The 24,663-nt window shown below is 70.8% G+C and carries 21 protein-coding genes and 2 pseudogenes; 13 read left to right on the top strand and 10 right to left on the bottom strand.

The genetic code is table 11. The features are described 5' to 3' along the window. The first annotated feature begins 450 nt into the window (after positions 1–450). The 5 genes and pseudogenes from FB563_RS33390 to FB563_RS44495 form a co-directional block, all read left to right on the top strand. Positions 451–1,686, top strand: coding sequence for an epoxide hydrolase family protein (locus FB563_RS33390; protein WP_055703910.1), 1,236 nt, complete (start codon positions 451–453; stop codon positions 1,684–1,686). Between the two features lie 1,420 nt (positions 1,687–3,106). Beyond that, positions 3,107–3,478 carry a hypothetical protein gene (locus FB563_RS33400; RefSeq protein ID WP_055703909.1) on the top strand — a complete coding sequence of 124 codons (372 nt, stop codon included), beginning with the start codon at positions 3,107–3,109 and terminating at the stop codon, positions 3,476–3,478. Then, positions 3,475–4,410, top strand: a complete 936-nt coding sequence (locus FB563_RS33405; RefSeq protein WP_055703908.1) for an isocitrate lyase/phosphoenolpyruvate mutase family protein — start codon at positions 3,475–3,477, stop codon at positions 4,408–4,410. Before FB563_RS33400 ends, FB563_RS33405 begins: the two co-directional genes overlap by 4 nt. Beyond that, positions 4,407–4,718 (top strand): hypothetical protein, encoded by a 312-nt coding sequence (locus FB563_RS43260; RefSeq protein ID WP_055703907.1) that lies wholly within the window; start codon positions 4,407–4,409, stop codon positions 4,716–4,718. Before FB563_RS33405 ends, FB563_RS43260 begins: the two co-directional genes overlap by 4 nt. 307 nt (positions 4,719–5,025) lie before the next feature. Beyond that, positions 5,026–5,160: pseudogene (locus tag FB563_RS44495) on the top strand (ATP-binding protein); the annotation flags it as partial. Positions 5,161–5,186: 26 nt separating this feature from the next. On the opposite strand, the gene FB563_RS33420 reads toward FB563_RS44495, so the two are convergent. The 3 genes from FB563_RS33420 to FB563_RS33435 form a co-directional block, all read right to left on the bottom strand. Further along, positions 5,187–6,152, bottom strand: coding sequence for a DUF1152 domain-containing protein (locus FB563_RS33420; protein WP_055703906.1), 966 nt, complete (start codon positions 6,150–6,152; stop codon positions 5,187–5,189). Positions 6,153–6,910: 758 nt separating this feature from the next. Then, positions 6,911–7,630: a dienelactone hydrolase family protein gene (locus tag FB563_RS33430; RefSeq protein WP_055703905.1), complete on the bottom strand. Its 720-nt coding sequence runs from the start codon at positions 7,628–7,630 to the stop codon at positions 6,911–6,913. 415 nt (positions 7,631–8,045) lie between these two features. Next, positions 8,046–8,807, bottom strand: a complete 762-nt coding sequence (locus FB563_RS33435; protein ID WP_055703904.1) for a DeoR/GlpR family DNA-binding transcription regulator — start codon at positions 8,805–8,807, stop codon at positions 8,046–8,048. Positions 8,808–8,897: 90 nt separating this feature from the next. Between FB563_RS33435 and FB563_RS33440 the strand changes: the two genes are divergently transcribed. After that, positions 8,898–10,091: an MFS transporter gene (locus FB563_RS33440; protein ID WP_234357566.1), complete on the top strand. Its 1,194-nt coding sequence runs from the start codon at positions 8,898–8,900 to the stop codon at positions 10,089–10,091. 982 nt (positions 10,092–11,073) lie between these two features. Here the strand turns inward: FB563_RS33440 and FB563_RS33445 are convergent. Then, entirely contained in the window at positions 11,074–11,934 is an 861-nt protein-coding gene (locus FB563_RS33445) for a helix-turn-helix domain-containing protein (RefSeq protein ID WP_055703902.1), read from the bottom strand. A 224-nt stretch (positions 11,935–12,158) separates the two neighbouring features. Between FB563_RS33445 and FB563_RS33450 the strand changes: the two genes are divergently transcribed. Continuing rightward, the gene (locus tag FB563_RS33450) at positions 12,159–12,611 is read left to right on the top strand and encodes a peptidoglycan-binding domain-containing protein (RefSeq protein ID WP_055703901.1); all 453 of its coding nucleotides are present in this window, start codon (positions 12,159–12,161) and stop codon (positions 12,609–12,611) included. Between the two features lie 360 nt (positions 12,612–12,971). On the opposite strand, the gene FB563_RS33455 is transcribed toward FB563_RS33450, so the two are convergent. After that, positions 12,972–15,485, bottom strand: coding sequence for a tetratricopeptide repeat protein (locus FB563_RS33455; RefSeq protein ID WP_055703899.1), 2,514 nt, complete (start codon positions 15,483–15,485; stop codon positions 12,972–12,974). A 135-nt stretch (positions 15,486–15,620) separates the two neighbouring features. On the opposite strand from FB563_RS33455, the gene FB563_RS43265 reads away from it, so the two are divergent. Further along, a complete protein-coding gene (locus FB563_RS43265; RefSeq protein WP_159045435.1) occupies positions 15,621–15,764 on the top strand; it encodes a hypothetical protein in 144 nt (47 codons plus the stop codon). 411 nt (positions 15,765–16,175) lie between these two features. Here the strand turns inward: FB563_RS43265 and FB563_RS33460 are convergent, their stop codons facing one another. Beyond that, positions 16,176–16,637, bottom strand: coding sequence for a pyridoxamine 5'-phosphate oxidase family protein (locus tag FB563_RS33460; protein WP_055703898.1), 462 nt, complete (start codon positions 16,635–16,637; stop codon positions 16,176–16,178). Between the two features lie 223 nt (positions 16,638–16,860). On the opposite strand from FB563_RS33460, the gene FB563_RS33465 reads away from it, so the two are divergent. From FB563_RS33465 to FB563_RS33480, 4 genes are all read left to right on the top strand, one after another. Continuing rightward, complete coding sequence (locus tag FB563_RS33465) at positions 16,861–17,283, top strand: LppU/SCO3897 family protein (RefSeq protein WP_142219136.1); 423 nt, start codon at positions 16,861–16,863, stop codon at positions 17,281–17,283. 32 nt (positions 17,284–17,315) lie between these two features. After that, positions 17,316–17,930, top strand: a complete 615-nt coding sequence (locus FB563_RS33470) for a hypothetical protein (RefSeq protein ID WP_142219137.1) — start codon at positions 17,316–17,318, stop codon at positions 17,928–17,930. A gap of 275 nt (positions 17,931–18,205) precedes the next feature. Then, the gene (locus FB563_RS33475) at positions 18,206–18,667 is read left to right on the top strand and encodes a hypothetical protein (RefSeq protein WP_055703895.1); all 462 of its coding nucleotides are present in this window, start codon (positions 18,206–18,208) and stop codon (positions 18,665–18,667) included. 461 nt (positions 18,668–19,128) lie between these two features. Continuing rightward, the gene (locus tag FB563_RS33480) at positions 19,129–20,037 is read left to right on the top strand and encodes a TolB family protein (RefSeq protein ID WP_055703894.1); all 909 of its coding nucleotides are present in this window, start codon (positions 19,129–19,131) and stop codon (positions 20,035–20,037) included. 51 nt (positions 20,038–20,088) lie between these two features. On the opposite strand, the gene FB563_RS33485 is transcribed toward FB563_RS33480, so the two are convergent. Beyond that, positions 20,089–20,652, bottom strand: coding sequence for a hypothetical protein (locus FB563_RS33485; RefSeq protein WP_055703893.1), 564 nt, complete (start codon positions 20,650–20,652; stop codon positions 20,089–20,091). Positions 20,653–20,759: 107 nt separating this feature from the next. Between FB563_RS33485 and FB563_RS33490 the strand changes: the two are divergent. Next, positions 20,760–21,413, top strand: a pseudogene (locus tag FB563_RS33490) (M15 family metallopeptidase). Between the two features lie 440 nt (positions 21,414–21,853). Here the strand turns inward: FB563_RS33490 and FB563_RS33500 are convergent. From FB563_RS33500 to FB563_RS44510, 3 genes are all read right to left on the bottom strand, one after another. Next, the gene (locus FB563_RS33500; RefSeq protein ID WP_142219138.1) at positions 21,854–22,306 is read right to left on the bottom strand and encodes a hypothetical protein; all 453 of its coding nucleotides are present in this window, start codon (positions 22,304–22,306) and stop codon (positions 21,854–21,856) included. A 73-nt stretch (positions 22,307–22,379) separates the two neighbouring features. Beyond that, a complete protein-coding gene (locus tag FB563_RS44505) occupies positions 22,380–23,438 on the bottom strand; it encodes an FUSC family protein (protein WP_234357863.1) in 1,059 nt (352 codons plus the stop codon). Further along, positions 23,372–24,604: a hypothetical protein gene (locus FB563_RS44510; RefSeq protein WP_244329063.1), complete on the bottom strand. Its 1,233-nt coding sequence runs from the start codon at positions 24,602–24,604 to the stop codon at positions 23,372–23,374. Before FB563_RS44510 ends, FB563_RS44505 begins: the two co-directional genes overlap by 67 nt. Between the last annotated feature and the right edge of the window lie 59 nt (positions 24,605–24,663).

Genomic DNA, 24,663 nt, shown 5'->3' on the forward strand with positions numbered 1-24,663 from the left:
AGGAGCGCTACGACGCACGGCACTCGGGCTCGGCAGGGCTGTGTGGGACATGCCTCGCTGGTCAGTGTGGTGCAGGCCCCGTTGAAGGATACCGATGGGGCGAACACGGTGATCGCCTTTGGGGGCAGATCTGGCGACTAAAGGCCATGATGACCCTCTGCGTCACCTTGCCGTCGAGTTCCATCTCGGTAGGGATGCCGGTGGCGGACGCCGATCCGTCCGGATTCAAGGTCAACGTGGTGCCGCACTTCCAGGCGCGCCCCAGCCATGCACGTCCATGTTCGGCTGTTCGCTGTTCAACACCCGCCCCTACCGGGGGTGGTGCGGCGCAGGTCACGCCCGCCGGTGCCAAGATGGACGAGTCGTGGTGACAGGAGCGCACCGGCCCCCCAACCCAACAGGCCGACGGCACCACTTCCCCCTTCCCCCTATCCGGTAAGGAACCAAGGCATGACCACCTCGCACGCCTTCCCCTTGGAGCCCACCTCGATCCATGTGCCCGACCACGCCCTCGATGACCTGCACACTCGTCTCGCACTGACCCGTCCACCGCTGGACGAGGGAAATGCGGACTGGTCGTACGGCGTCCCGGACAGCTACCTCCGTGAGTTGGTCGCCTACTGGCGGGACGGCTACGACTGGCGCAAGGCCGAGGCCGCCATCAACGCATACGAGCACTACCAGGTGAGCGTCGCCGGTGTCCCGGTGCACTTCATGCGCAAGCCCGGCCTCGGCCCCCGCCCGATCCCGTTGATCCTCACCCACGGCTGGCCGTGGACGTTCTGGCACTGGTCGAAGGTGATCGACCCACTCGCCGACCCGGCCGCGTCCGGCGGTGATCCTTCCGACGCGTTCGACGTCATCGTGCCGTCCCTGCCCGGCTTCGGTTTCCCGGGCCCGCTCACCGGCTTTCCGGACGTCAACTTCTGGAAGGTCTCCGATCTCTGGCACACCCTGATGACCGAGACCCTGGGCTACGAGAAGTACGCCGCCGGTGGCTGCGACATCGGCGGGATCGTCTCCAGCCAGCTCGGCCACAAGTACGCCGACGAGCTGTACGGCATCCACATCGGCTCCGGGCTGCCGCTCGACTTCTTCACCGGCCCCCGCGCCTGGGACTTCGCACGGAACCGGCCCCTCTCCGACGACCAGCCCGCCGACGTCCGCGCCCGCATCGTCGAGCTGGACCGCCGCTCGGCGTCCCACCTCGCCGTGCACATGCTCGACGGCGCCACCCTGGCGCACGGGCTGAGCGACTCACCCGCCGGACTGCTCGCCTGGCTGCTGGAGCGCTGGAACGCCTGGAGCGACAACGGCGGCGACCTCGAATCCGTCTTCACCAAGGACGACCTGCTCACCCACGCCACGATCTACTGGGTGAACAACTCCATCGCCACGTCGATGCGTTACTACGCCAACGCCAACCGATACCCCTGGTCCCCGGCCCACGACCGCACCCCGGTCGTGCAGGCCCCGGTCGGCCTCACCTTCGTCACGTACGAGAACCCGCCCGGCGTCCACACCGCCGAGGAGCGCGTCCGGGCGTTCAAGACCGGCCCGCAGGCCGGTTGGTTCAACCACGTCAACGTCAACGCCCACGACCACGGTGGCCACTTCATCCCCTGGGAGAACCCCTACGCCTGGGTGAGCGACCTGCGCCGCACTTTCCACGGCCGCCGGCCCTGAGCGACCCGCGGGCTCGTCCGGCGACGGCCAGGCGAACACTGCCTGGCCGGGGGGTCGCATCTGCCGACCGACCTGCACCGCCCGCCACGCCGTCTGCCTGAAGCAGCCTCCCTGAGACGGTGCTGCGTGGCGACTACGTACTTCCGGTCAAACCCGACGTGGTCCGGCGACGGCCCGCGGCCCGGGCAGAGCCTGCTCACTCTCTGCTCGGGCGGAGTGTCCTGTTCGCGCTCCGGCTCGGCAAGGCCCTCGGGGCCCGTGTGATCGCCACCGCCAACAGCCCGGCGTAAGCGCGACGCCTGGCCGGAACTCGGCGCGGACGAGGCTCGGCGCCCTGGCACGGGCTCACTCGAGGAATCGCTCAAGGCGGTGAAGCCGGCGGGCGCCGCGTCGCCGATCGACCCCTGACGGACATGGTGACGGCTTCTGCACCCCACGTCACCCCACGCATCGAACGGCGGCAAGCCTGAGGGATGCGGGTCCGCACCATCGTCCAGGACTTCGCCCACGAAGCCGCTTTGTTGATGCCGCTGCCCGCGGAACACATTCCGGACGGGCTTCGTCTCCACTCCGCTGGTCGACCGCTATGGCATGGTCGCCGTCCAGGTCTGCCGCTGTTCGGTCCCGGCCCGTTTCATCGGCCGCACCGGGATCGCCCGTCACCCAAGGTCGACCGCCAAGGGCCCGAGCGGACGGTACTGGACCACTTCCTGGAAGTGCTGCCGGCCAAGCCCGGAGCGATGGCCGGCTCCGAGGCCCTGGACCAGGGCCGCCGCGAGGGCACCTTCAGTGGCCGGAGGTCCGCCCCGCCGACCACCGCCATGACCTCGCCGGCACGGAACGCGCGCACCTGTCCTACCAGGGCTTCCTCGCCGAACCGCTGATGGCCGACTGCGAGGACCGCGGCCAGAAATGGCTGTCCCACCACGAGAAACAGTTGACAGGTCAATCACAATGCATGCGAAATCACGGTCCCGCGATTCCCTGCCTCAAACGTCGATATTCAGCCATTGCGGTTCAGGGGTCATCCATAAGGCCGCCGAACGCACGATATATCCGACTCAACTCTACAAAAGTCACCTGTCCAAATTCCGGAATGACATTGCAAGTTCACTTGGACGTCATGCATGATCCACACCACCGGAGGGCGCGGAGACGCTGCCTGCCAGGCGTGATCGCGTCCACGCTTCACAAAAGATAGGTCATGCGTGCCGCCTGAATCTTCATTGGCGACAGAATCCGGGACCAAAGTCGCGGAAACCTTGCTCAACGCCTTCGTAAATCGCGGGCATTTACACTTCACCGGCGTACCGTGTTCCCTTCTGAAGGGGTTCTTCCGGTTGCTCGAGGACCCCGACTGTCCGGCCGCGTACATACCCGCGCCGCGTGAGGACAGTGGCTGGACGCCTCGCTGTGCGCCATGGCGCGGGGCGCCGGGAACCTCGCCACCGAGCAGGCCGCGGCCTTCCTCACCGCGTGGCCCAAGTACGACACCCACGCTGATCTGCCGCTGATCTGCGAGGCCGCCGAATACGTGGCCGAGCAGGTGCTGCCGCGCCCCATGACGGTGCGCCGGGCCGAGATCGCGGCCGGGATCAACGACCACCACTTCTACTTCCAGGACCGCATCGAGAAGATCAGCGCCCGGCACGGGCTCGACCCGTGGGAGGTCGGGCGGCGGATCGGTGCGGCACGGCCGCGCAAGGTCCTCGACGAGACGGTCGAGGACATCTGCCGGGAACTGACGGCACAGACCCGACCGACCGAACAGACTGACGGAGGGGATGCATGACCGGGAGCCGACCGCCCCAGCAGGAACAGAACGACCTGACGCCGAACGCGGCACACCGGCTGCGCGCGGCGCTCGCCGCGCCGCGACTGACACGTGCCATGGGCTCGCACAGCCCCCTCAGCGCACGGCTCGCCGAGGAGGCCGGCTTCGACGTCGTCTGGTCCAGCGGACTGGAGATCTCCGCCACGGCCGGCGTGCCCGACGCCCACATCCTCGCCATGGGCGAGTGCCTCGACGCGGCGGCCGACCTCGCGTCCGCGGTGGACATCCCCGTCCTCGCGGACTGCGACTCCGGGTTCGGCAACGTCAACAACGTCATCCACATGGTGCGTTCCTACGAGGCCCGCGGTGTGGCCGGCGTGTGCATCGAGGACAAGCAGTTCCCCAAGCTCAACAGCTTCATCGAGGGCAACCAGGACCTCGCCCCGGTCGACGACTTCGCGGGCAAGATCCGGGCCGCCTCCGAGACCCGCACCGACATGGTCGTGGTGGCCCGCCTGGAGGCGCTGATATCCGGGCAGGGCATGGCCGGGGCGCTGCGGCGGGCCGACATCTACGAGCGGGCCGGGGCGGACGCCCTGCTCATCCACTCCAAGCGCAAGGACCCGGGGGAGGTCTTCGCCGTCCGCGAGGCATACCGCGGCGACCTCCCGGTGATCGTCGTACCGACCACCTACAACCAGGTCACCGTCGAGGAGCTGGAACAGCGCGGCTTCGCCATGGCGATCTACGCCAACCAGGCGCTGCGCAGCTCGATCCGAGCCATGCGGGAGACCCTCACCCGGATCATGCGGGACGGCACCACCGTGAACGTGGAGCCGGAACTCGCCCCGCTCAAGGAGATCTTCGACCTGCAGCGCATGCCCCAGATGCTGGAGCAGCAGGAGCGCTACGAGTCCCTGGGACGGGAACTCGCGGAGGCCGCACAGTGACCACCCACCCCACCGCCCTGCGGCTGGACTTCCACGGCACCCGGCTCGATCTGGAGGTGGAGCCCGGTGCCGGGATCGAGGACGCGCTCGCGTTCCACGGCCAGTACCAGGGCTTCTTCTCCCTGGGGCACGGCGCCGCGACCGCGGTGGCACCGGCGCTGATAGCGGCGCTCTGCCTTGGCGACCGCCCACAGGAAGGGCGGCTCGTACTGGGCATCCTGTTCGCCGCGGCGGGGGCAGCGGCTCCGCCGGCGCTGCGGGTGCGGGGGGCGGTGCGCGAGCCGTACCCGTCGGGGGCCAGGGAATAGACGGCGCGCGGCCGCTCGATGACAAGAATACGGGCTTCGGCCGCCGCCCCCAGCGCCCAGCGCCGCACGCCTCGCGGGAGCAGGAGGCTGGAAGGAAGGCGCGGCTCCGGACACCGTCACGCGCGGGCCGGGCGCGGCAGACGAGGTCCCGCAGCGCGGGCAGCAGCCGCGGTGCAGCGTCGGCCAGGTCGAGTACCACGTCGGCTCACCTCCGGGGGCGGTCCAGGCCAACGCCTCCCTGCGCTGGTCATGGGCCTTCTTTTGCATTGAAGGTTGAGCCTTCTCACCGAACATTGAGCGGGTGCGCATGACTGTCCTGGCCGAGCGGTACTGGCGCGAGATCAGCTCAGACCTTGCCCAGCATGCCGTCGCCGTCCGGCACTTCGTCCTCCACGCCGACCAGGACACCCTCCGCGGGCGTATCGCGGGCGACACCGTCCTGCCGGCTCAAGCCTCGCGCCGGGAGAATCAGTGCGGGAACGCCCGCGGCGGCCGCTGGCGGGGCAGCTCCTCACGGAAGCCGGCAATGGCGGAGCTGATCTGGCGCATCAGGACGGTGTCCGACAACCGGTGGAGGTAGAGGTTGGCGCGGGCCAGAGCGGGCAGGTCCAGGCAGAAGTACAGGGCCATCAAGGGGTTCACGAACAACTCGCTGTTCCGGGTGCGTTCGGTGAACCGTACGTCACCGAAGTCACCGCGCACCGCGGCGGCAACGGACCCGTTGACGATGCTCGGATGGCCGGCGTGACAGCGCTGGGCGTGGGCGACCGCATCGAGGTACGCGTCTCCCTCGGGGCTGTCCCGGGTGAGGGAGAACGCGCCGAGGTAGCCGCCGTCGCGGGCCAGTGCGGCCAGGTTCTCCAGAACCAGCGAGTGGTTGACGCCGTGATAGGCGTCCACCCCGAACCCCAGGCAGGCCACCAGCCGGTGCTGAATGTCGTCGAGCCCCGCGACAGCGGCCAGGCTCGCCATGTCCTCCTCCGGAGTGCCGAGCCCGTGCTCGTCGCCCCGCATCAGGACATCTGTCCCACCGTCCACCAGCACCACTGCGTCAACACCGCCCAGATGTTCGATCAGTGCCCGGTACGCCGACCGCAGGGGTGCGACACCCGTGCGGGGAAAGGCGTACACCACGTCCGGAAGGCCTCGGGTGCGCAGCCACTGGGCGAGAGACCGCTCCGGGAAATAGTCGCCCCACAGAGGTGTGTCCGGACGGACGGCGGCAACGTCCTGCGCCACCCAGTGGTCCAGGCCCAGGCCGTAGAGGTCGCTGAAGGAGAGGTTGGCCAGGTGGACCTCGGTACCGGCCGACCGCAGCGCGAGCGCCAGGGGCAGCGCGGCGTAGACATCGAAGCCGCCGCCAGCACCGGCGAGGAGTACCCGTCGCGCCCCGTGCAGGCGGGTGAAGAAGAGGGGCTCACGCAGAGAAGACACCGCAGGACCCTAACAAGGCTGCCCCGGGCCCTCATCAGGGTTTCAACAGGGGGTCAAAGTCAGCGCAGAGATCCATGTCGAGGGCGCGGCCTGCCGACGTGACCCGGAGGACGACCTGCCCGACGACTCAGAGCGCCTTTCACCAGGTCGCCGCTCCTGCCGTTGGCGACGACCTTCGTGCAGCCGACCCGCCGGCACGGCTCGGCGACGTACGTCTCGAACTCCTGCCGCGACAACGCGTCGACCTCGGCCATCGACAACTCACGTGCTCCGGCCTCCTCCTGAGCTCGCCACGCGCGGTCCTGGCCGACAGCGAGACGGTGTGATCGCAGCAGCGCTTCAGCCTGCCCCGCCAACCACGGCCACAGCGAACGCGGCGGGCCATACCACCGCCCGATGCCCGGCTACCCACACAATCGCGATCACGGCCGCCACCGCAGCGCCAGCCCTGTGCCTGCCTGCGTGTCCGCTTCAAGCGCCCGCGCCGTCGACGTGCTGCCGTCATGCACGGTGACGTACAAGTCCCTGGGCGCGCCACCGTTGTTGCCCGGCCCGCCGAGTTCGCGGATACGGAGCTCCTCGCCGTCCCTATGACGGTCGTTGATCCGCAGCGGTGGTCGAAAGGTGTCGGCCAGCGCTTCGGGAGCACATGCATCTGCCGGCCACCGCCATCGAGGAGGGCCCGGGAGCGCCCTCCTCGATGAGCGGCATCCTGGCCGACAGCGGCTACCGTCAGCTGCCGGCCTGATGGCACGGCCTCACTTCAGGTGCCGGCCGAAGAACCGGTCCCCGTCCTCCACCTCGAACCACGGGGTCCCGGCGTGCCCGCCCAGATTGGCGTGCAGCGTCTTCTCCTTGGAACCGAAGGCGTCGAACAGGTCCAGGGCCGGCTGCCGGCCGTTCCCTTCGTCGTCCCACTGCAACAGGAACAGCAGCGGAATGGTGACCTGCCGGGCCTCCTCGCGCTGGGCGCGGGGCACGAAACCCCCGGCGAAGAAACCGGCGGCCGAGATGCGCGGCTCGACCACCGCCAGCCGAATGCCGATGGCGGTCATCCCCGAGTACCCGACCGGGCCGCCGATCTCGGGCAGCGAAAGGAGGGCGTCCAGGGTGGTCTGCCATTCCGGGACCGCCTTTTCGACCAGCGGGGCGACGAAGGACTCGAAGATCTCGTCGACAGGCTCGCCGGCCGCCATCGCCCGGCGGAGGTCGGCGCGAGCCTGCTCATCGACGGCGGAACGGGGCCGGTCACCGTGCCCGGGGTGGTCGATGGCGGCCACCGCGTAGCCGGAGGCCGCGGCGTGCCGGGCCCGTGCCACCAGCCGCGGTTCCCGCTTGTGCAGGCCGCCGTTGTGGCCGATCAGGATCAGCGGGGCCGGTGCGGATCCAGGCGTCCACAGGGTGCCGGGGATCTCGCCGAGCGTGAATTCGCGTTCGAGGGCGCCGTCGTCGAGGCGCTGTTCGGAAGTGAATTGCATGGTCGTGCCTTTCGGGAGTGCTGCTGAACGGCGCTCCCGGACGACCTATCGCCTGACCGTGACCCCAGAGGGGAGCACCCATGTCGATACTGCGTTCACGGGTACCACCTCCTCGTTCTCTCGCACGGCTTCCAGGAAAGTAGCAGTCGTCGCTGTGGTCCGCCAACGCGTTTTCGTGGAGGCTCGGTGGCCGGACGCCGGAAAGCTGTAGGCGGTTCAAGCTGATACCCGTTCCAGCCCTTGGTCAAGAGCGGAACGGCCCGGCGCTTCCGCGGCCACTGCGAAACTCGCAACGGCGGACCGGTCGTTGACCGTCACGGCGCGAGCTGGTCTCCCGTCCGGGATGATCTCCACACGGACGTCCATGCCGGGAGCCTGTCCGGCGCCCCGGGCTCCACAGGGCGGAGGCGTCTCGTCAGACGGGCTTGACGACGATGCCGGCGCCTACGAGCGCGATTACCTCGTCGGCGGGTGCTGTGGTGTCGGTGACGAGGGTGTGCAGGAGTGTGGAGGGGCCGACGTATGCGAAGGCGGTGCGGCCGAGCTTGCTGCCGTCCGCGGCGACGATGACGCGGCGCGCGGAGGCGATGCCGGCCTTCTTCACAGCCGCGTCATCGAGGTCGTAGGCGGTCAGGCCCTCGGCTGCGCTCAGACCACAGCAGCCCATGACGGCAGTGTCGAAGCGCAGTGCCGTCAGGGAGGCGAGGGTGAGGGGGCCGGTGAGGGCTCCCTCGGCGGCCCGAGGCCGGCCGCCGGGCACCAGCAGCGTTGCCGGGCCGGGACGCTCGCCGAGTACATGGATTCCCTGCAGTGACAGCGGCATCACCGTGACCGGCCGTCGGCGCAGCAGGTGGGCGATCTCCAGGCAGGTGGTTCCGCTGTCTAGGAGGACGGTCTCACCGTCGGCGATGAGCGAGGACACCTCGGTCGCGATGCGGCGCTTGGCGTCGAGGGCCTCGTGAGCGCGCAGGGCGAAGGGTGGCTCCTCGCCCCGGAGGAGCAGGGTGCGTGCCCCGCCACGGACGCGCTCGAGGACACCTTGTGCGGCCAGCGCGTCGAGGTCGCGCCGGATCGTCATCTCGGAGGCACCGGTGAGTTCGGCGAGTTCCTGGACCGTGACCTTTCCCGACTCTCTGACGGCCTGCGCGATCAACCCGTGCCGGTCTGCGTTGCTCATACCGAAGACTGAACCCCCCTCGAAACGAACAGTCAGTGTGTGCGAAGCACCAGTATTCAATCACACAGCATGTTCGTTACGGTGGCGATCATGAATCATTCGCTGCGAGCTGCCCGAGTGGCCACCTTTGTCTACTTCATCCTGTGCGGTACCACGATGGGCACCTGGGTGGTGCACATCCCCGCCATTGAGGAGCGCGTCGGCATCAGCCACTCCACGCTCGGGGGGCTTCTGGTGCTGCTGGGCGTGGGGGCCTTCATCGGTATGCAGGCGGCCGGGCGTCTGACCGACCGGCTCGGAGCGCGCATCGTCGTCCCCGCCACCGGGGTGCTGTGCAGCGCGGCCCTGGCACTGCCCGGACTTCCCCGGGACCCGTGGACGCTGGCGGGTGCCTTGCTGGTCTTCGGATTCTGCAACGGCTGCCTGGACGTGAGCATGAACGCCCATGCCGTACATGTGGAGAAGGCGTACGGCCGTCCCGTCATGTCGGCCTTCCACGCCACGTTCTCGGTCGGCGGTGTCCTCGCCTCGCTCGGCGGAGCGGCCACGGTGACCGCCGGCCTGAGCCCGGCCGCCGGCATGGCCGCCACAGGAGCCCTGGGCATCGCGATCGCCCTGGCGGCGGCAGGCGCCCTGCTGCCGGCCGCGTCCACTGCTGCCGACGCGGACGCGGCAGAGGAGGCGCCGGCCGCCGAGCGCCGCGAAACCAGCGGGCGCATCTGGCTCCTCGCCGCCCTGGCTCTGATGGTCATGCTGTGCGAGGGAGCCGCCAACGACTGGAGCGCGCTGCACCTGAAGGACATCCTCGGCGCACCCGCCAGCACTGCCGCCTTCGCCTACGGCACCTTCGCGGCGACCATGACCCTCGGCCGACTGCTCGCCGACCGCCTCGTCGCCCGGTTCGGGCCCACGGCGATCCTGCGCCACGGCGCGGCCACGGCCGCCGGCGGCATCACGATCGTGGCCCTCTCCCCGTGGACGGGGACCGCATTCGTCGGCTGGGCGCTGTTCGGTCTCGGGCTGTCCGGCTGTGTTCCGCAGTTGTTCAGTGCGGCCGGGCACGCCGACCCCTCCGCCGCAGGGGCCAACGTCTCTCGCGTCGCCGGGCTCGGCTACGTCGGCATGCTCGCCGGCCCCGCCGTCATCGGCTGGCTGACCCACCTCGTCGCCCTGAACCACGCCTTCCTCCTGCTGACCCTGCTGTGTGCGGTCACCACAATGGCGGCCGGAATCCTGCGCACCGGAGGCGTCCGCATGCGCGAGACGACAGCGAGCAGCCGCTGAACGCCCCCCGGGATGCGCAGGAACCCACTCCCATGTACGTCGAGGTCGTCTCCGACGGCCGTTGGAAGCTGCTCGACCCGGCGTCGTAAAGGTCGCCCCCTCCCTCCACAGGGCCGAACCGGACGCGTCGAAAGCGAAGCTGTGGGTCACAACCTCGGATGCGACCAATGAGAAAGCGGGACCTGCCCCACCGTCAGAACCGGAACCGAGGCCGAAATGACGCTGTTGCCGTCCGCCTCCAGGCGGATCAGGTCGATCGGATCCCCGGCCATGACTGCCCCTCCGGGACGGTTCACGACCCGCCGTCGCCGGGCGGACTCGACGAGCTTGGATCCCACATGTGCCGGTGATCGCGTTGGCTGGTCGGCGCTCATGGGCTTGCCGCGCGGATTCGGAATGGGCCCTGCGGTTGCCGCCGACGTTCGAGTCGATGGGGGCGGGCCCGGCCGTGGCGTTACCCCGGAGGAGACGGTCAGCGGGCGGCACCGAACCAACGGGCGAACCCGGTTTCGGCGCGTCGCGGCCGGTCCCCGGCAGTCGGGTCCGGATGCCTACGGGCAGCGCGACCAGGACCGCCTCGCGGGGAGTGCTTGCAGGCCGGAGGCAGGTGCCGGTCGGCAGAGTCTCGCGGGCGATCACCTCCCGTCTTCCCATGCGGTGTTGACGCGACGTCGTCGCTGCGGCGTTCGGTGGTGCGCTTCGGCGGCTGTACCTCGCACACGTCGTGCCCTGCCGCGGCCAGGGCGCGGGCGTAGTCAGGGCGGGCCGCTTCGAGCGCCGGCCGGGGAGCAACACCCCGGCGTAATGGCAGGCAGGCGACCGGGCAGGCACTACGCCCGTATCTGCCTCCGGTCAGCCTCACGCATGTCCGGAAGCCGCCTCCCGGTGTGCGGCCCACGAAGTGACGACCCAGCGGGTGGAACCCGACCGTAGGACGGCCGGCCGGGCAGCGGCATCGGAGGACCTGCGAGCTGGGAAGAGGTCAGGTCGGGTGCACGAGAATGGCGCTCGTCACCTGTCCCGGTACGAAGTCCTGGGCGTCGTGCGGGGAGGCGGCCAGGCGCTCCGAGTGAAAGGCGCTCGGCGTGCGGCCCGTCATCGACTTGAACGCGCGGTCGAAGTGCGGCTGATCGTGGTACCCGGCTTGCGTCGCGGCGTCGGCCCAGCAGGCACCGGCCTCTTTCAGGCGCAGAGCCGCCTGCAGCCGCATCACCTGCGCCGCCCCCTTCGGTGTCAGCCCTGTCTGGCAGCGGAAGCGCCGTTCGAGGTGGCGACGGCTCCAGCCGGTCTGTGCCGCGAGTTCCTCGACCCGTACCCTTCCACAGCTGCCCTGTATCCGGCGCCAGGACCACACCACCTCGGGGCTGACAGCAGGGCCTGCGTCGAGTGCCGCGCGCAGCACGCGGTCCAGTACGGCGAAGCGACTGTGCCAGTCCGGAAGCTGCGCCAGCCGGGCGGACAGGCCTGCCCAGGGCCGACGGCAGAGGTCCTCGGGAGGAACGGACAGCCCAGCCCATTCGGACATGGGCACCCCGAACAGCCGGTAGGCGGCGAGGGGGCTGAGCAGGACGGTCACCCCGTGGATGAGTCCGGTGTGCTCGCCGATGGCGCCCGTCGTCCGGATGCCGCCGGCCAACGAGGAACCGCGCCACGTGCGTGCCGGGTCGCAGGAGTCGAGGACACGCAGGGGGTCGCCGAAGCCCAGCATCACCTTCACCACGCCGTCCGGGATCAGGAGTCTGCGCCGTGCTCCGATCGCCTGGAAGCGAAAGCCGCGATAGCCCAGGACCTGATCGCGTAAGTCAGGGGCAGCGCGCCGTTCGAGCAGTTCGTGCCTGTACATGGTCGATCCCCCCTAGGTCGACGTGAACACGGCAAAGACCGTAGATGATGCTCGTGCACGGCGGCGCAGACCGGGGGAAGTTGGCCAAATCAGGCACCGAGGGCCGGTAGGTCGCATTCGTACAAGCGTGGCCGCACGATCCCGGCAACGCTTGGGCCGACGCGGACGGCCGGTGACGGCGGTCGCGTCAAGGCTCAGCGGAATCCGACCGGAAAGAGGAAGCAATGCGATCTTCTCTGACCAAGGTGCTCGTCACCGCCACCGCCGTCGTCGGGATTGCGGCCGGGAGTCTCGCGGGCGCGAGTGCGAGCGTGGCGGCACCGCAGGCGGCCGCCAGGCCCGCGGTCGGCAGCCGGTACGTCTCACCGCTCGCGGTGAACAACCTCGGCCTGGACACGGCCCGGGCAAAGAACTGGCAGAGCTGCCTGAACGCCTGGGGCTTCGACGCCGGCACCGTCGACGGGCAACTGGGCACCAACAGCTGGAAGGCGGCGCAGAGGATGCTCAACGCCTGGGGCTACAACGCCGGCACCGTGGACGGGATCGTCGGCACCAACACGATCAAGGCGCTGCAGCGCTTTCTGAACAAACTCGGCTACAACGCCGGTGCCGTTGACGGGATCGCCGGATCGCAGACCAGGACCGCGTTCTGGAACTACAACGCCACAGGCTGCTGAGTCAGCCGGCAGGCTGGATCCAGGACCTGAACGGGGGCATCGCGGCAGGACAGCTGTGTGCAGGACGGCCAAGTTCTGGAAGTCTGGGGGCACGTGAGGAGAGCGTGGAGGATTCCGACGTGCTCGCGCCGGCGGTCCAGGGCGCACTTGAGGGCATCGGGTCCCCGACGAGGAAGACGTCCTCCGCCGGGGCCTCGATGCGCCGGGACACCGCCACCACGGCCTCGCCTGTCGCACTCGTCATCCGCGCGCCCCGCCAACCGCAGAGCATGAGCGCGACTCCGGCCTGGACGCTGCACCGGAGGTACCACAACCCCTGGCCGAGCACGTACGAGGCTCCCCTGGGCGCACTCCCGCCGTTCACGACCTCTTCTCGAACAGTTTTACGAGGTCCCGGGTGCGGGCGGTGTCCGGGTGGTCGGCGCCGAGCACCCGGTCCTGATCGGCGAGCAGGCCGCGCAGGACCTGGTGGGCGACGGGCAGCTCGCGGGCCTTGACGAGCCAGTCGACGAGGTCGCCGCGTGCGGCCAGGACCTGCGGATGGTCGGGATGAAGGAACTTCTCGTAGTCGTCGATCAGCACGGTGAACTCGGTGATCGCACGCTGGACATGACCGGCTTTGCCGAGCAGCATCGCGATGTTGCGCCGGGTGCTCAGGGTGTGCGAATTGGCCACCCCCAGGACCCGGGTCTCGATGGGCAACAACTTGCTCAGCTGGACGAGACCAGCCCGGGGATTCACCTCGCCGACCCAACTGCCCAGATTGCCCCGCGCAGTGAGCGTGTCCTCGTCATCGGGCCCGCATTCCCGCTCGAACAGCGGGACCAGTTCGCGGAACGCCTGAATCGCACCCGGGATGTCGCCGTTCTCGCCGCGCCACCGTGCGAGGTTGCCCCGGGACACGAGAGTCTTGCGGTGATGAGGGCCGTGCACCTGGCCGCGGCGCTCCACCAGCCGCTCGAACTCCCGTAGGGCTGCGGCGGTGTCGCCGGCCTCACCCAGAAAGGCGGCGAAGTTGCCCCAGTCGTCCAGGGCCTCGTCCTCGTCCTCGCCGCACGTGCGGGTGCGCTCGGCGATCAGGGTTCTCAGTTGCTCCGCGGCAAGGGCCGGCCGGCCCGACACCGACAGCCAGACCGCATGTCGTCCGCGCGCGAGGAAGGTGTCCCGGTGCCGCGCGCCCAAGCGTTCGGCGGCGGTGGCGGCGAGTTCACGGAAATGATCGGCGGCAGCGTGGACATGGCCGCTCCGGCCGAGACTCTCCCCCAGGCCGTACAGCAGGGTGTGCCCGTCCGGCTGCCACAGCGCGTCGCCCCCGCATCTGATGACCGCGCGAGCGTTGTGACGCAGCGACTCCTCCAGTTCGGGCCTGAAGCTCTTGTTCGCCATGTCCACGACCGCGTCGGCGACCGCCCGCACCCGCCGATCCCAGGGCTGCGCCGCTGCCGGGTCGTGCTGCATCGCTTCCCGGCTCGCCCGCTGCACCAGGGCGTGCGCCTTCACCTCGCGCCATTGGTCGGCCTGGTCGTCGGTGACCAGGTTCAGCCGGTGCAGCACCCGCAGGGATCTGCGCACCTCCCGTGCCCGTACCGCGCGCCCGAGCCACTCCTCCAGGCAGGTCAGCGTCGCGGGCGCGGTGAACAGGTCCCGCGGCATCCCGGCCGGATCCAGGAGTGAGGCCAGGAGCATCACGGCCGGCACGACACCTCCGGGCATCAGGCGGGAGGCCAGGTCCAGCGAGATGGCCCAGGTGGTCTCCACCGGGTCCGGGTAGGGCTCCGGGAACTCGGCAGGCCGGGGAAACAGCTCCTCCAGGCGGGTTCGGTACTCGGCGAACTCCGCGCGGTAGGCCTCGACCGTCATGCCCTCCTGGAGCAGGTAGGCGGCCGCGTGCGACAGCGCCAGCGGCAGTCGCCCCAGATCCTCGGCCAGCTCGGACAGCCGGCTGTCGGGCGGGGTGCTCGGACCGCTTCTCCGGCGTCGGCCCGCGTGACCGGCGAGCTTGCCGCGCAGAAACGTCAGCGCCTGCTCCGGGGTGTACATGCCGACCTCGATGACGCGTCGCCCCGCCCGCCACAGCCCTTCGTCGCGGTAGCGGGTGGTCACGATCACCTGGCCCGCTTCCGTCGGCTCCGGCCACCACGGCAGCACCTCCGTCGGCAGCTGGACGTCGTCCAGCACGATCAGCCACGGCTGCGTGGTGACCGACAGCCACTCCATCAACTGCTCGGCCGCCCGTTCCGGCTCGCCGGCGTCGGCCCCCAGCAACCGGGCCGCGGCCTGTGCGTACGCCGTGACGACCTGGTGCACGTCGCGGGCGGACGCCCAGATGATCAACCTCAGTTCGGGCCGGCGCCAGACCTGCCACACATAGTGGGCGGCCAGCTGTGTCTTGCCGACTCCGCCCAGCCCGGACAGCACCCGCTCGCGTTGTGTGAGCACCACCGACTGACCGGCCTCGACGGCCTCGGACACGGGGGCCAGCTCGGTTCGCTGCACGAAGGTGTCCGCCGTGCCGGGGGGCCTGCCGATCCGCACCAACCCCGTCTCCGGGCCGGTCGCACGGCCGACCGCGTCGTAGAAGCGGGCCTTCCAGTACTGCGGCGTGGCCAGCGCGCCGGGCAGGTCGGGGTTGCCGTCCTGGCGGTGCAGGCAGGCGGTGACAAACGACTCCAGCGTCTTCCTGCGGACCGTGTGCCTGGCGGCCAGCAGGTTGCTCACGGTCTGGTCGGAGATCGCCTGCGTCTGGTCGCTGAACTGGGACCGGCGCGCCACCTCGGCCGGAGCGAGGTTCCCGGCCCGCGCCAGCAGATCGCGGAGCACCTTCGCCCCGCGTTCACGCGCCGCCTGCTGTGCGGCGTCGTCCTGTGCGCCCATGTCCCCCACTCGCCCTCGTCCTCGCAGTCCCGTGCCAAGTTCCGCCAAGTTCCGGGGCTTGGCCCATGTGCCGGGCCCAGGCCGTGTACTGACGCCTGCCACCCCCGCACACGCGATGACACCAGGAGGTTCGCCATGACCCGCATTCACCCTTGCCGCCGCCAGGCACACCGAGACATCCCCCGGCTCGCCCCCACCCTGGCCGGTGCCGCGCTCGCCGGCGTGGTCCGCGCGGTGATCGGCTGCCTGATCGAGCACTTGGGCCGCTTGTGGGCGTGACCCCCGCTGCCTCGCCTCCCGCCCACGGCAGCCGCGTGCGCCGCCCCCCCTTCTCCCCGAGAACCTTGCGCAGAGCAGTCGTATCCCAGCTCCTGCATGACTGCCACGGTTTGTCGGAAACCGGCCGGAACTGCGCACGGCCTGCTGCGAAATGAGCGTGGCATCCCCGCAGATCGCATGGCTGACTGCCGGGCCGCCTGCCCAGGCTGGAGAGTGTCTGAGAAGGCCGGTCACCGGGATGTGCGCCGGTACCGGGGTGATGGCGCACTCTCCGGGGGCTGGGATGGGCGCCCTGGCGGACGTCCCGCGAGCACACGGGGTGTGAGATCGTCCCGCACCTCGCGGCGGTCGTGCGGCTGACCGCCCTACGGGATCGTGACCCGAGAGGGGCACGTCGGCCAGGGACGGCCGTTAATCCAGCCACGTCCCGTCGCGCATGACGACTCTTCCGCGCAGCTCCGGCTCGCCGCGCCAAGCGCGCACAGCCCTCGGGACCACGCGTACATACAGAAAGGAACCTTCCTCCCCGCGTGGATCCCACCCGAACTTGTCGGCGAACGCCTCCGCTGCGTCTTTGGGCACCTCCTGGTCCGGGAAACACTCCGCCTCACCCTGGAGGAGCACCACGTCGAAGGTGTCCGGTAGCGCAAGGCGCACGCGCGGCTCCTTGCGGACGTTCCGCGCAGTCACGGAAGTGGCGCTGGTGCACATCCACACTGCTCGCCCATCCCACAGGAACCACAGCGGCACCTGGTGCGGCCCGTGATCAGGGTGAGCCGTCGACACCCATACATCCCGCTCGGCAGCGAGCCGCTGTCGAGCGTCGCGGACACGCTCCGCCGTCTCGCGACGAACGATTCCTGTGGTCTCCATGAGGACCGACCCTAGCCACGCAGGCGCGAAGCGCGCCTGAGGCGCAGGACCTGGTCCCAACGACCGTGGAACCTCTCGGCTTTTGGCTCGGAGCCACCGACTTCAATGCTGGGAGGTTGTGAGAGTGACCCAACGGGTCCAGGAGGGGCGGCGAAGGACGAGGCCGGCAGGTGGGCTGGATTCATGGTCGCCTTCGCACGTCCCACTGCCTGAGGAACCGCCCGTGTCTCAAATACCGCCCCATGGCGGCATGAACGCCTCGTACACCTCGGCGCAGATACGACGCAACCGCCTGATCTTCCTCGGTCTGGTCCTGGTCCTCGCGGGCATGGTGGCGTTCTGGGCCTTGGGGCCGTACGACACGAAGGACCAGTCCGCGACGCTCAAGGCCGGTGACTGCTTCCAGAACATCGGGACGGACAAGGAGGCCGAGACCAAGAAGCTCGACTGCACCGACCCGCACGCCGACTACAAGGTCCTCAAGGGTCAAGGACGCAGTCGTCGACACCTTGGCATGCTCCGACGTCCCGGGCACGACCGGCTCGCTCACCCAGGCGGACCCCGGAAAGTGGTTCGTCGTCTGCTTCAAGGACAACGACGAGAAGGGCCGCTGAACCACACCTCGGTGCGGCGGAAAAGCCGTTGAAGCAGCGACCGGCCGTCCGCAAGGCTGCCGCCATGGGTTCCCCGAACTTCACCGCACCTCCGCCCGATCCCGAACCCCCTGCCGTCGACGCCTTCCTCTCCGCCGTCGACCACGCGATGAACAGCAACACCTTGCTGCTCACGGCGGATTGCGACGTGCCCGTCGTAGCCGGGAACCGCCAGGAAGTCCTGCGCGCTTTCCTGCGCAGTGCCCTGTTCCAGCGGCTGATGCGTGCCGCCGACGTGCGCCGCAACTGGTACAACCTGACGGACGAGTACGACAGCCAGCCCTTCGAGCACCCGCTCCTGCGCGAGGGCTTCCGCGCCACGGTCAGCCCACTCGATCACGCAGGCTTCCTGGCACGGCTGCGCTGGATGCTCTGCGAGGCGTTCAGCCCCTACAACCACCACTACCCGGCGGCGGACGCCGAGCAGCTGGTGCGCGGCTTCGCCCGGGAACTGCTCGGCGCAGACGGCCCGGCATGGTCCTTCGCCGCTGTCAGCCCCGATTTCCTGCGCTCCACCGGCTACTACAGTGGCGAGGATCCGCAGCCGCCGGTGTATTTCGATGGCAGTGGCTCCGACACCGCCACGTTCGTCCACCGGGACCGCACCTTTCACCTGCTGCTGACGAACGGCTCGCCCTGAGAGAGGGCCTGTTCCAGGGCGTCGCTGCGCACATCGACCGCCCGGACCCACCGCTCGAAGAATACGATCGCAGCGTAAGGACGGCCCGCGTGAGGGGGCGTGCCGTGGTCCGCTGGGAGGGATCTATGCCTGACGGCGAACGGGACGCGCCGGCCGAGGCCCGGCAGGACGGATGTTCAGGGCTGTCCCTCGGCGACGCAGGCCGGCCGGGGCACGGGACACTCGTGCTGTCGCGGGCTCCGGGAGGTTGTCGCGACGCCGCTCGCGGCTATGCCGTGCTGCTCGACCACGCGCAGGTGGGCAGCATCCGTCGAGGGCAGACGCTGCGCTTTCAAGTGCCATCGGGACTGCATCGTCTGCAGCTGAAGATCGCCTGGTGTTCCAGTCCGCCGCTCACCGCCGTGGTCGAGCCGGGCAGCACGGTCTACTTCTGCTGCGCGCCCGGCGGTCACCCGTTCGACGGGCTCGACGACATCCTCGGCAACCCGGGCAACTACATCGCCCTGCAGCAGACGCCGGAGCCGGCCGACATGGAGAAGATCCGGCTGGATCCGAGCGGACGCGTGCTGATGGGCGCGTACTTCGGTCTTCTCGGAGGAGGCATCACCGTCGTGGCAGCCCAGGTCTGGCACCTCCCAGGTCCGGTGGGCGGTGCGAGCCTGGCCGTCACTCTCCTCTCGCTCATCGTCGCCCAGCTCGGCAGGCGCCACAGGGCCAGACAGCGCCGTGGCAAGTGATGACGTGCGAAGCCGGCCTACTGCTCCGCTGGCTTCGGGCTGCAGTGGGCGGCTCAATGCGCGAGCCCGACGACGGTGCGGGTGCTGGGCCGGCGCCGGTGCAGGCCGGCGCGTCGTGACCGGCCGGGGTGAGGCGGGCGGCCCGCAGGATGGGCCGTTCCTCGTTCGCCGACAGCTCCGAGCGCATCTCCCGATCAGCCGGCTCCGCCGGCCCCCGGTGCCTGGCGTCGGTTCCACCGCCTGTTGACGGCGTGAGCGAAGGTCACCCGACGACACCCAGCCCCGCAAGGCTTCCCGCTCACCCTCACGCGGCTTCGTCTGGAAGTCGCACGTGGACCTCAACCCCTGTGTTACGCCTCTGTGACGGTGAACGGACGATTCGAAGATCAGGGCCTGCCAAGCTCGGCTTCAGCGAGCGACTCGACCAGTCGACCAGTCCAGGTTCCTGGGGGAATACAGACATGACCACGCGTACCCGCACCATGGCGGCCGCCATCGCCGTGGCGGCGGCCGTCACCGGCACGGCACTGCTGGGCGCCTCCGGCGCGGCCTCGGCCGCCGCCACCGCCTCGCACAGCACCCTGACCATCAGCAACGGCTCCAAGTACGTGCTGATCGGCGGCCACAAGGTGGACTTCGGCGTGCCCGTCCGGGACCTGGCCTGGTCCCCGGACGGCAAGAAGGCCGCCTTCGTCGACGGCTCAGGCAACCTGGACATCGCGAACCCCGACGGCAGCGGGCGCGTCGTCGTCGCCAAGAATCCCGGAAACCAGAACTGGTCGCACCCGACCTGGCAGGTGACCGCGAAGGACACCCAGAACGGCATCCCCGCCAAGGACAACCTCATCTTCGCGGCACGCGCGAACAACGTGTCCCGGCTGAAGTACATCTCCGCCAAGGCCGTCCACGGCACGCCCAAGACGCTGTCCCTGTACGGCGACCCCGGTCCGGGCGGTGCGCTGCCGCAGACCGGCAACGTCTGGCCGAACGCGGCCGGCCACTACGGCACCTCGGTGTACGCCAACGACCACAACGGCGAGGTCTACATCCGCGACGACTACCTGCGCCAGCAGGGCGGCAAGCTCACCCAGGGCTCCCAGCCGGCGCTGTCCCCGAACGAGGAGGAGGTCGTCTTCGTGCGCTCGGTCGCCGGCCACGACCACGTGCTCGTGGAGGACTTCACGCACGGCAACCACATCAAGGACCTCACGCCGCACGCCACGACCGACTACACCGAGCCCGCCTGGTCCCCCGACGGCAAGACCCTCGCAGTGCGCACCCCGTCCGGCACGGTGACAATGCCGGCCGACGGCACGGGCCACCCGACGAAGGTCACCTCGACGGTCGGCCTGGCGGCGTACCGCCCCTGACATCGTCGAGCGACACAGCGGGCCGGGCGCGTCCGGGGCGCGGAGTGCGGGTCACTTCGCCGTCCGGGCGAGCTCGGCCCGCAGTTCGTCCAGGTGCGCGTCGGCGGTGTCGTGCGGCAGGAACTCGACGACGTCGAGGAACCGGAAGAGCACCCGGCTGGCGGTGACGGCGTACTCGTACTCGCCGAACCCCACCACCGCACCCAGCGCGCCGCGGACGGCGCCCCGCACCACATGTGAGGTCATGTCGTCCGGCTCCGCCGCCGACATGCCGCGCCGGGCGTTGGGCCGGGCCAGATAGGGGCAGACCATGGAGGCGTACAGCATGCACGCACGGTGCCCCGGTCCTTCGAGGGTCGGCGCGAGATTGCGGTAGGGCCGCCCGGCGGCCAGCGCCTCCCCGATCGCGGCGCTCTCCGCGGCCCCCACCACACGCCACACCGGCCCCTGCGGCATGCCCTGGTTGCACACCGAGCACAGACGCTTGCGCGCACAGGCGGCGCTGCGTTCGTAGTCGGTCAGCGCGAACTGGGGCTCCTCCCCCTCCCAGGGGGTGATCGCCGGCACCGGATACCCACGGGCGTCACGGGGCCGCGCCTCGACCGGCGCCGGCATGGGAACACTCTCGAATCGCACAGGCCATGACTACCAGGACCGACGGCTTTGGGCCAAGACCGGCAGACACGGCCACGGTTGAACGGACGGCCGGAGAGGATCGGTGCATGAATGAGCTCGTACTGATGGCGGATCCGAGGTCGCGGCCGTCCCCGTGACCGAGTGCGGTGAACCGCTGGTCGACGTCCGGCTGCGGAACACCCTGGCCGTGGATGCGGCGCAGTGCGGAACCGTCGGGGGCGTTCGCGTATCTGCGCGAAGGAGTGCTGATCCGTCTGCTCAGGGCGCAGCAACTCCTCCCGGACGGCCTGCGCCTGCTGTTCGTCGAGGGGTACCGGCCGCCCGCACTGCAGCGAGAGTACTTCGAGCGGTACGCCGACTCGCTGCGGGCCGCTCACCCGGACTGGTCGCCGGCGCGGGTGCGGGAGGCAGCGAGCCGGTATGTGTCGCCGCCGGAGATCGCGCCGCACAGTGCCGGCGCCGCGGTGGACCTCACGCTCGTGGACGCCGAGGGGCGTGAGCTCGACATGGGCACTCGGGTGGACGCCGACCCGGAGGAGAGTGACGGCGCCTGCTACACGGACGCCGCCACGATCGGCCCCGAGGCGCGGGCCAACCGCCGCGTCCTCGGTGCCGCACTGGGGGCCGTCGGCCTCGTCAACTACCCCACGGAGTGGTGGCATTGGTCCTACGGCGACCGCTATTGGGCTCTCTCGACGGATGCCGGCGCCGCCCTGTACGGCCCGTGGGAACCGGGATGAGCCGGGCTGCGGCCCGCGGCCCCGACGGCCCGGGACCGGCAGGTGACGCGGTGGGCCGGACGGACCTCGCGGACGACGTGCCGTCGGAGACCGGTCCCGTACCGGTGGCCCGGGCGGTGCCGCCGTTCGACCCCGAACCGTCCGAGGCACTGGGAGGTTCGTGGGCCTTGGCGAGGGAGCCGTACACCCCTCAGAACCTTGCCGCCCGGCAGGAGCGGGAGGATCTGTCCGGGCTGCCCCCGGCCTGTGTCGAGGTCGGCTCGGCCGAGACCTTGCGGCACGAGGCCGTGGCGCCTACACCCAGGCGATCTGGCAGGCCGGCGGCCGGGCCCAACTGCATGTCTGGCCCGGCGCCTTCCACGGCTTCGACACCCTCGCGCCACGCGCGGCGCTCAGCCGGGAGGCCCGCGAAACCCGTACCCGCTGGCCGCGGCGCACCCTCAACCCGACGCGACGACCCGGTAGGTGACCAGGCCGTAGGCGAGATGCGGGACGGCGTCCGAGGCCCAGTCGGCCGACGACCAGGTGCGCGGATCGCTGATGCCCAAGCCGGCGATCGGCGCGTCGGCCAGCGTCATCGCCAGGGCCCCGGTCAGCAGGGCGCCCAGCCAGGCGTGCGGCCGCAGACCGGCGCGGTGCAGCAGTGCCACCACGGCGCCCGTCCCGACGCCGACGGCGATGCCCGACAGGGCCCCCAGTCCGGAGAGCCGGTTGTCCCGCCCTTCCCCGCCCCGGACCGGGTGCCCCACCTTGGTGGTGACCTTCTCCACGACGGCTTCCGGGGTGCCGCTCGAAGGCCGGGCGCGCACCGCCATGTCCAGATAGGTGACGGCGTTCAGGGCGGTGGTGCCGGCAGCACCGGCGGCAGAGCCCCGCGCGATGGTTCGAAACATGTCGCTCCGGGTCCCCGCCGTGACATGGGCCAAACCGCGCCCCGGTCGGCCGCGGCCGGATCCGGCGGCACGGTCACGGCGGATGCGGGCCCGGTCCGGACTCGGGGCTGCCGCGCGCGATCCGGGTCAGGTCGGTCATCAGCGAGTCGAGCCACGACACGGTCGCGTAGTACAGGCGCGGGGCGCCGGGCGGCTCGGCGGCGGACCCGGCGAGCGCCGGATCGATCGGCGGAACCGGCCCGGCCGGCGTGTCCGCTCCGGGATCGAGGGCCGCCGAGATCAGCAGCATCCGCCCGGCCACGCGGTCCCCCAGCCCGCTGACGGATTCGGCCGCCGAACGGCCGAGGCCGGCCGGCGGCGGCGCCAGCAGCCGTACCGAGCCCCACAGGGTGTGGTGGCCGGCCATCAGCGTGGCCTGCCGGTCCACGCTGCGCGGAGCGGGCCGGCGCGCCACGCCGCCGAACGGTGTCGGCTCGCTCTGGAACTGGGCGTACGCGGACTCGGCGAGGACGACCGCGCGATGCAGCGACCGGTGCCCGGACGCCCCGGACGGCGCGGTCACCGCACCGCCGGCCGCCACCGAGGCGCCGGTAGCCACCACGATCTCGGCTGCCCTGCGCAGGAGTTCCGCCGCCGCCTGGCGCAGCTCGTCATGGGCGCCGCGCGGCCAGGCCAGCAGTCCGAAGACAGCGCCGATCGCGCTGCCGACCAGCACGTCCAGCATCCTGACCTCCGCCAGGCGCCAGGTCGGCGGGGCCAGCTGGGCGAAGACCAGGGCCACGAGCACGGTGAACAGGCCCTGTGCCCAGCCGACGCCCTTGACCGGGCCCACCGTGAAGGCGAACAGCATCCACACCGGCAGGACGACGGCGTAGACGGCGGTGTCGGTCCCGGCCAGGCCCAGTGTCCCGGCGGTGACGAGGGCCCCGGCCAGGGTGCCCGCGAGGGCAAGACGGATGGTGTGCCAGGTCTCGTCCATGGTGGTCCGGGTGAGGGTGAGCGTCGCCAGGGTGGCCCAGAAGCCGTGGGGCAGCGTGTCCACCCCGGCCACGAGCCGGGCCGCGGTCAGTGCCAGGGCGATGCGGACCGCGTTCTGGAAGAAGACCGACCGGCTCCCGGCGTGGCCGCGCACCCGGTGCCACCACAGGAGCGGCGCCCAGGTCCCGGCGTACCGGAAGCGGCCCTGCGTGTCCGCCACCGCGGCACGCCTTCCGTGTACGGCGAGCTCGGCCGCCGTGGCCATGGTGAGCGCGGCGTCGGCGATCCCAGCACGGCGACGTGCCGGCGCAGTACCGCGGGCGGGAAGTCCGGCGCGCGAGCGGTTCCGGGTGCCGGATCACCGGCGGCGGCCGGGGTTCCGGGTGCCGGGTCCCTCGCGGGGGCCGGGGCCGCGGAGACGGCCGACAGGTGCGCGCGTGCCCCGGCCAGGTGCTCGTACGGGGTCACCGGCGACGGCCCGGTCCGCAGGCAGTCCGCGGTCGCCGCGGCCAGCCCGGCGACGGACCGCAGCACGGCGGCCACCTCGGGACCCGGCTCCCCGCCGGGCGGGACGGGCAGCTGCGCCAGGCGGCTGAGCAGGGTGCGCGTGGCCAGACCGGTGTGGGCGAGGGCTCGGTCGCGCACTCCCGGCCCCGCCGGGCGTTCCGCCTCCGGCACGGTCAGGGGCCGCAGGGACTGGCTGCTCTCCCCGGCCGCCCGGATGTCCGGGCCGGTCAGGGCGTACGGCGGTGCGGCGAGGAGCGCCGCGCAGTGCGCGGCGGTTCGCACGGCGCGGGCGGCCCGTTCCCGGTACGAGGGCGGGCGGGGCTCGGGGAGGATCAGCGCCTCGGCGGCGATGAAGAGGGCCAGTCCGGTGCTCGTCCCGACCAGGCGCTCGCCGAGGGTGGCGGGGGCGTACGGGGGGAACGACGGGAGGATGTACAGCAGTTGCAGTCCGGGCGCCGCCCCTGCCGGGCGTGGACCGCCCACGGCGGCGAAGCCCAGCGTGAAGCCCACCGCCAGCATGCCGACGACGGCGCTCCAGGTCCGCACCGACAGAAAGGTGCCGACGGCGACCAGCAGCCAGCACACCGGAAGCAGGCGCAGCACCGTCGCGGCCCGCTGCCGGCCGGTGCCCGGGATCTTGGCGAGTCCGCCCAGGGCCACGGAGGCGAACAGTGCGTAGGTAGCCGCCACGGGCCGGTCGAGGCCGTAGCGGAAGAGGTAGAACCCGGCCGCGGCGACCAGTGTCACGCGTACCGCCCGGCGGCCCGAGACGGCGTAGTCCGCCGGAATCCGGCGGGCTGGGACACCACCCACCCCTCCAGAATCACCCACCACCCGGCGCCCGCACGCCGCCGCCGCGCGGGCAGCGGCGG

It is taken from the genome of Streptomyces puniciscabiei, from assembly GCF_006715785.1.
GTDB classification, from domain to species: Bacteria; Actinomycetota; Actinomycetes; order Streptomycetales; family Streptomycetaceae; genus Streptomyces; species Streptomyces puniciscabiei.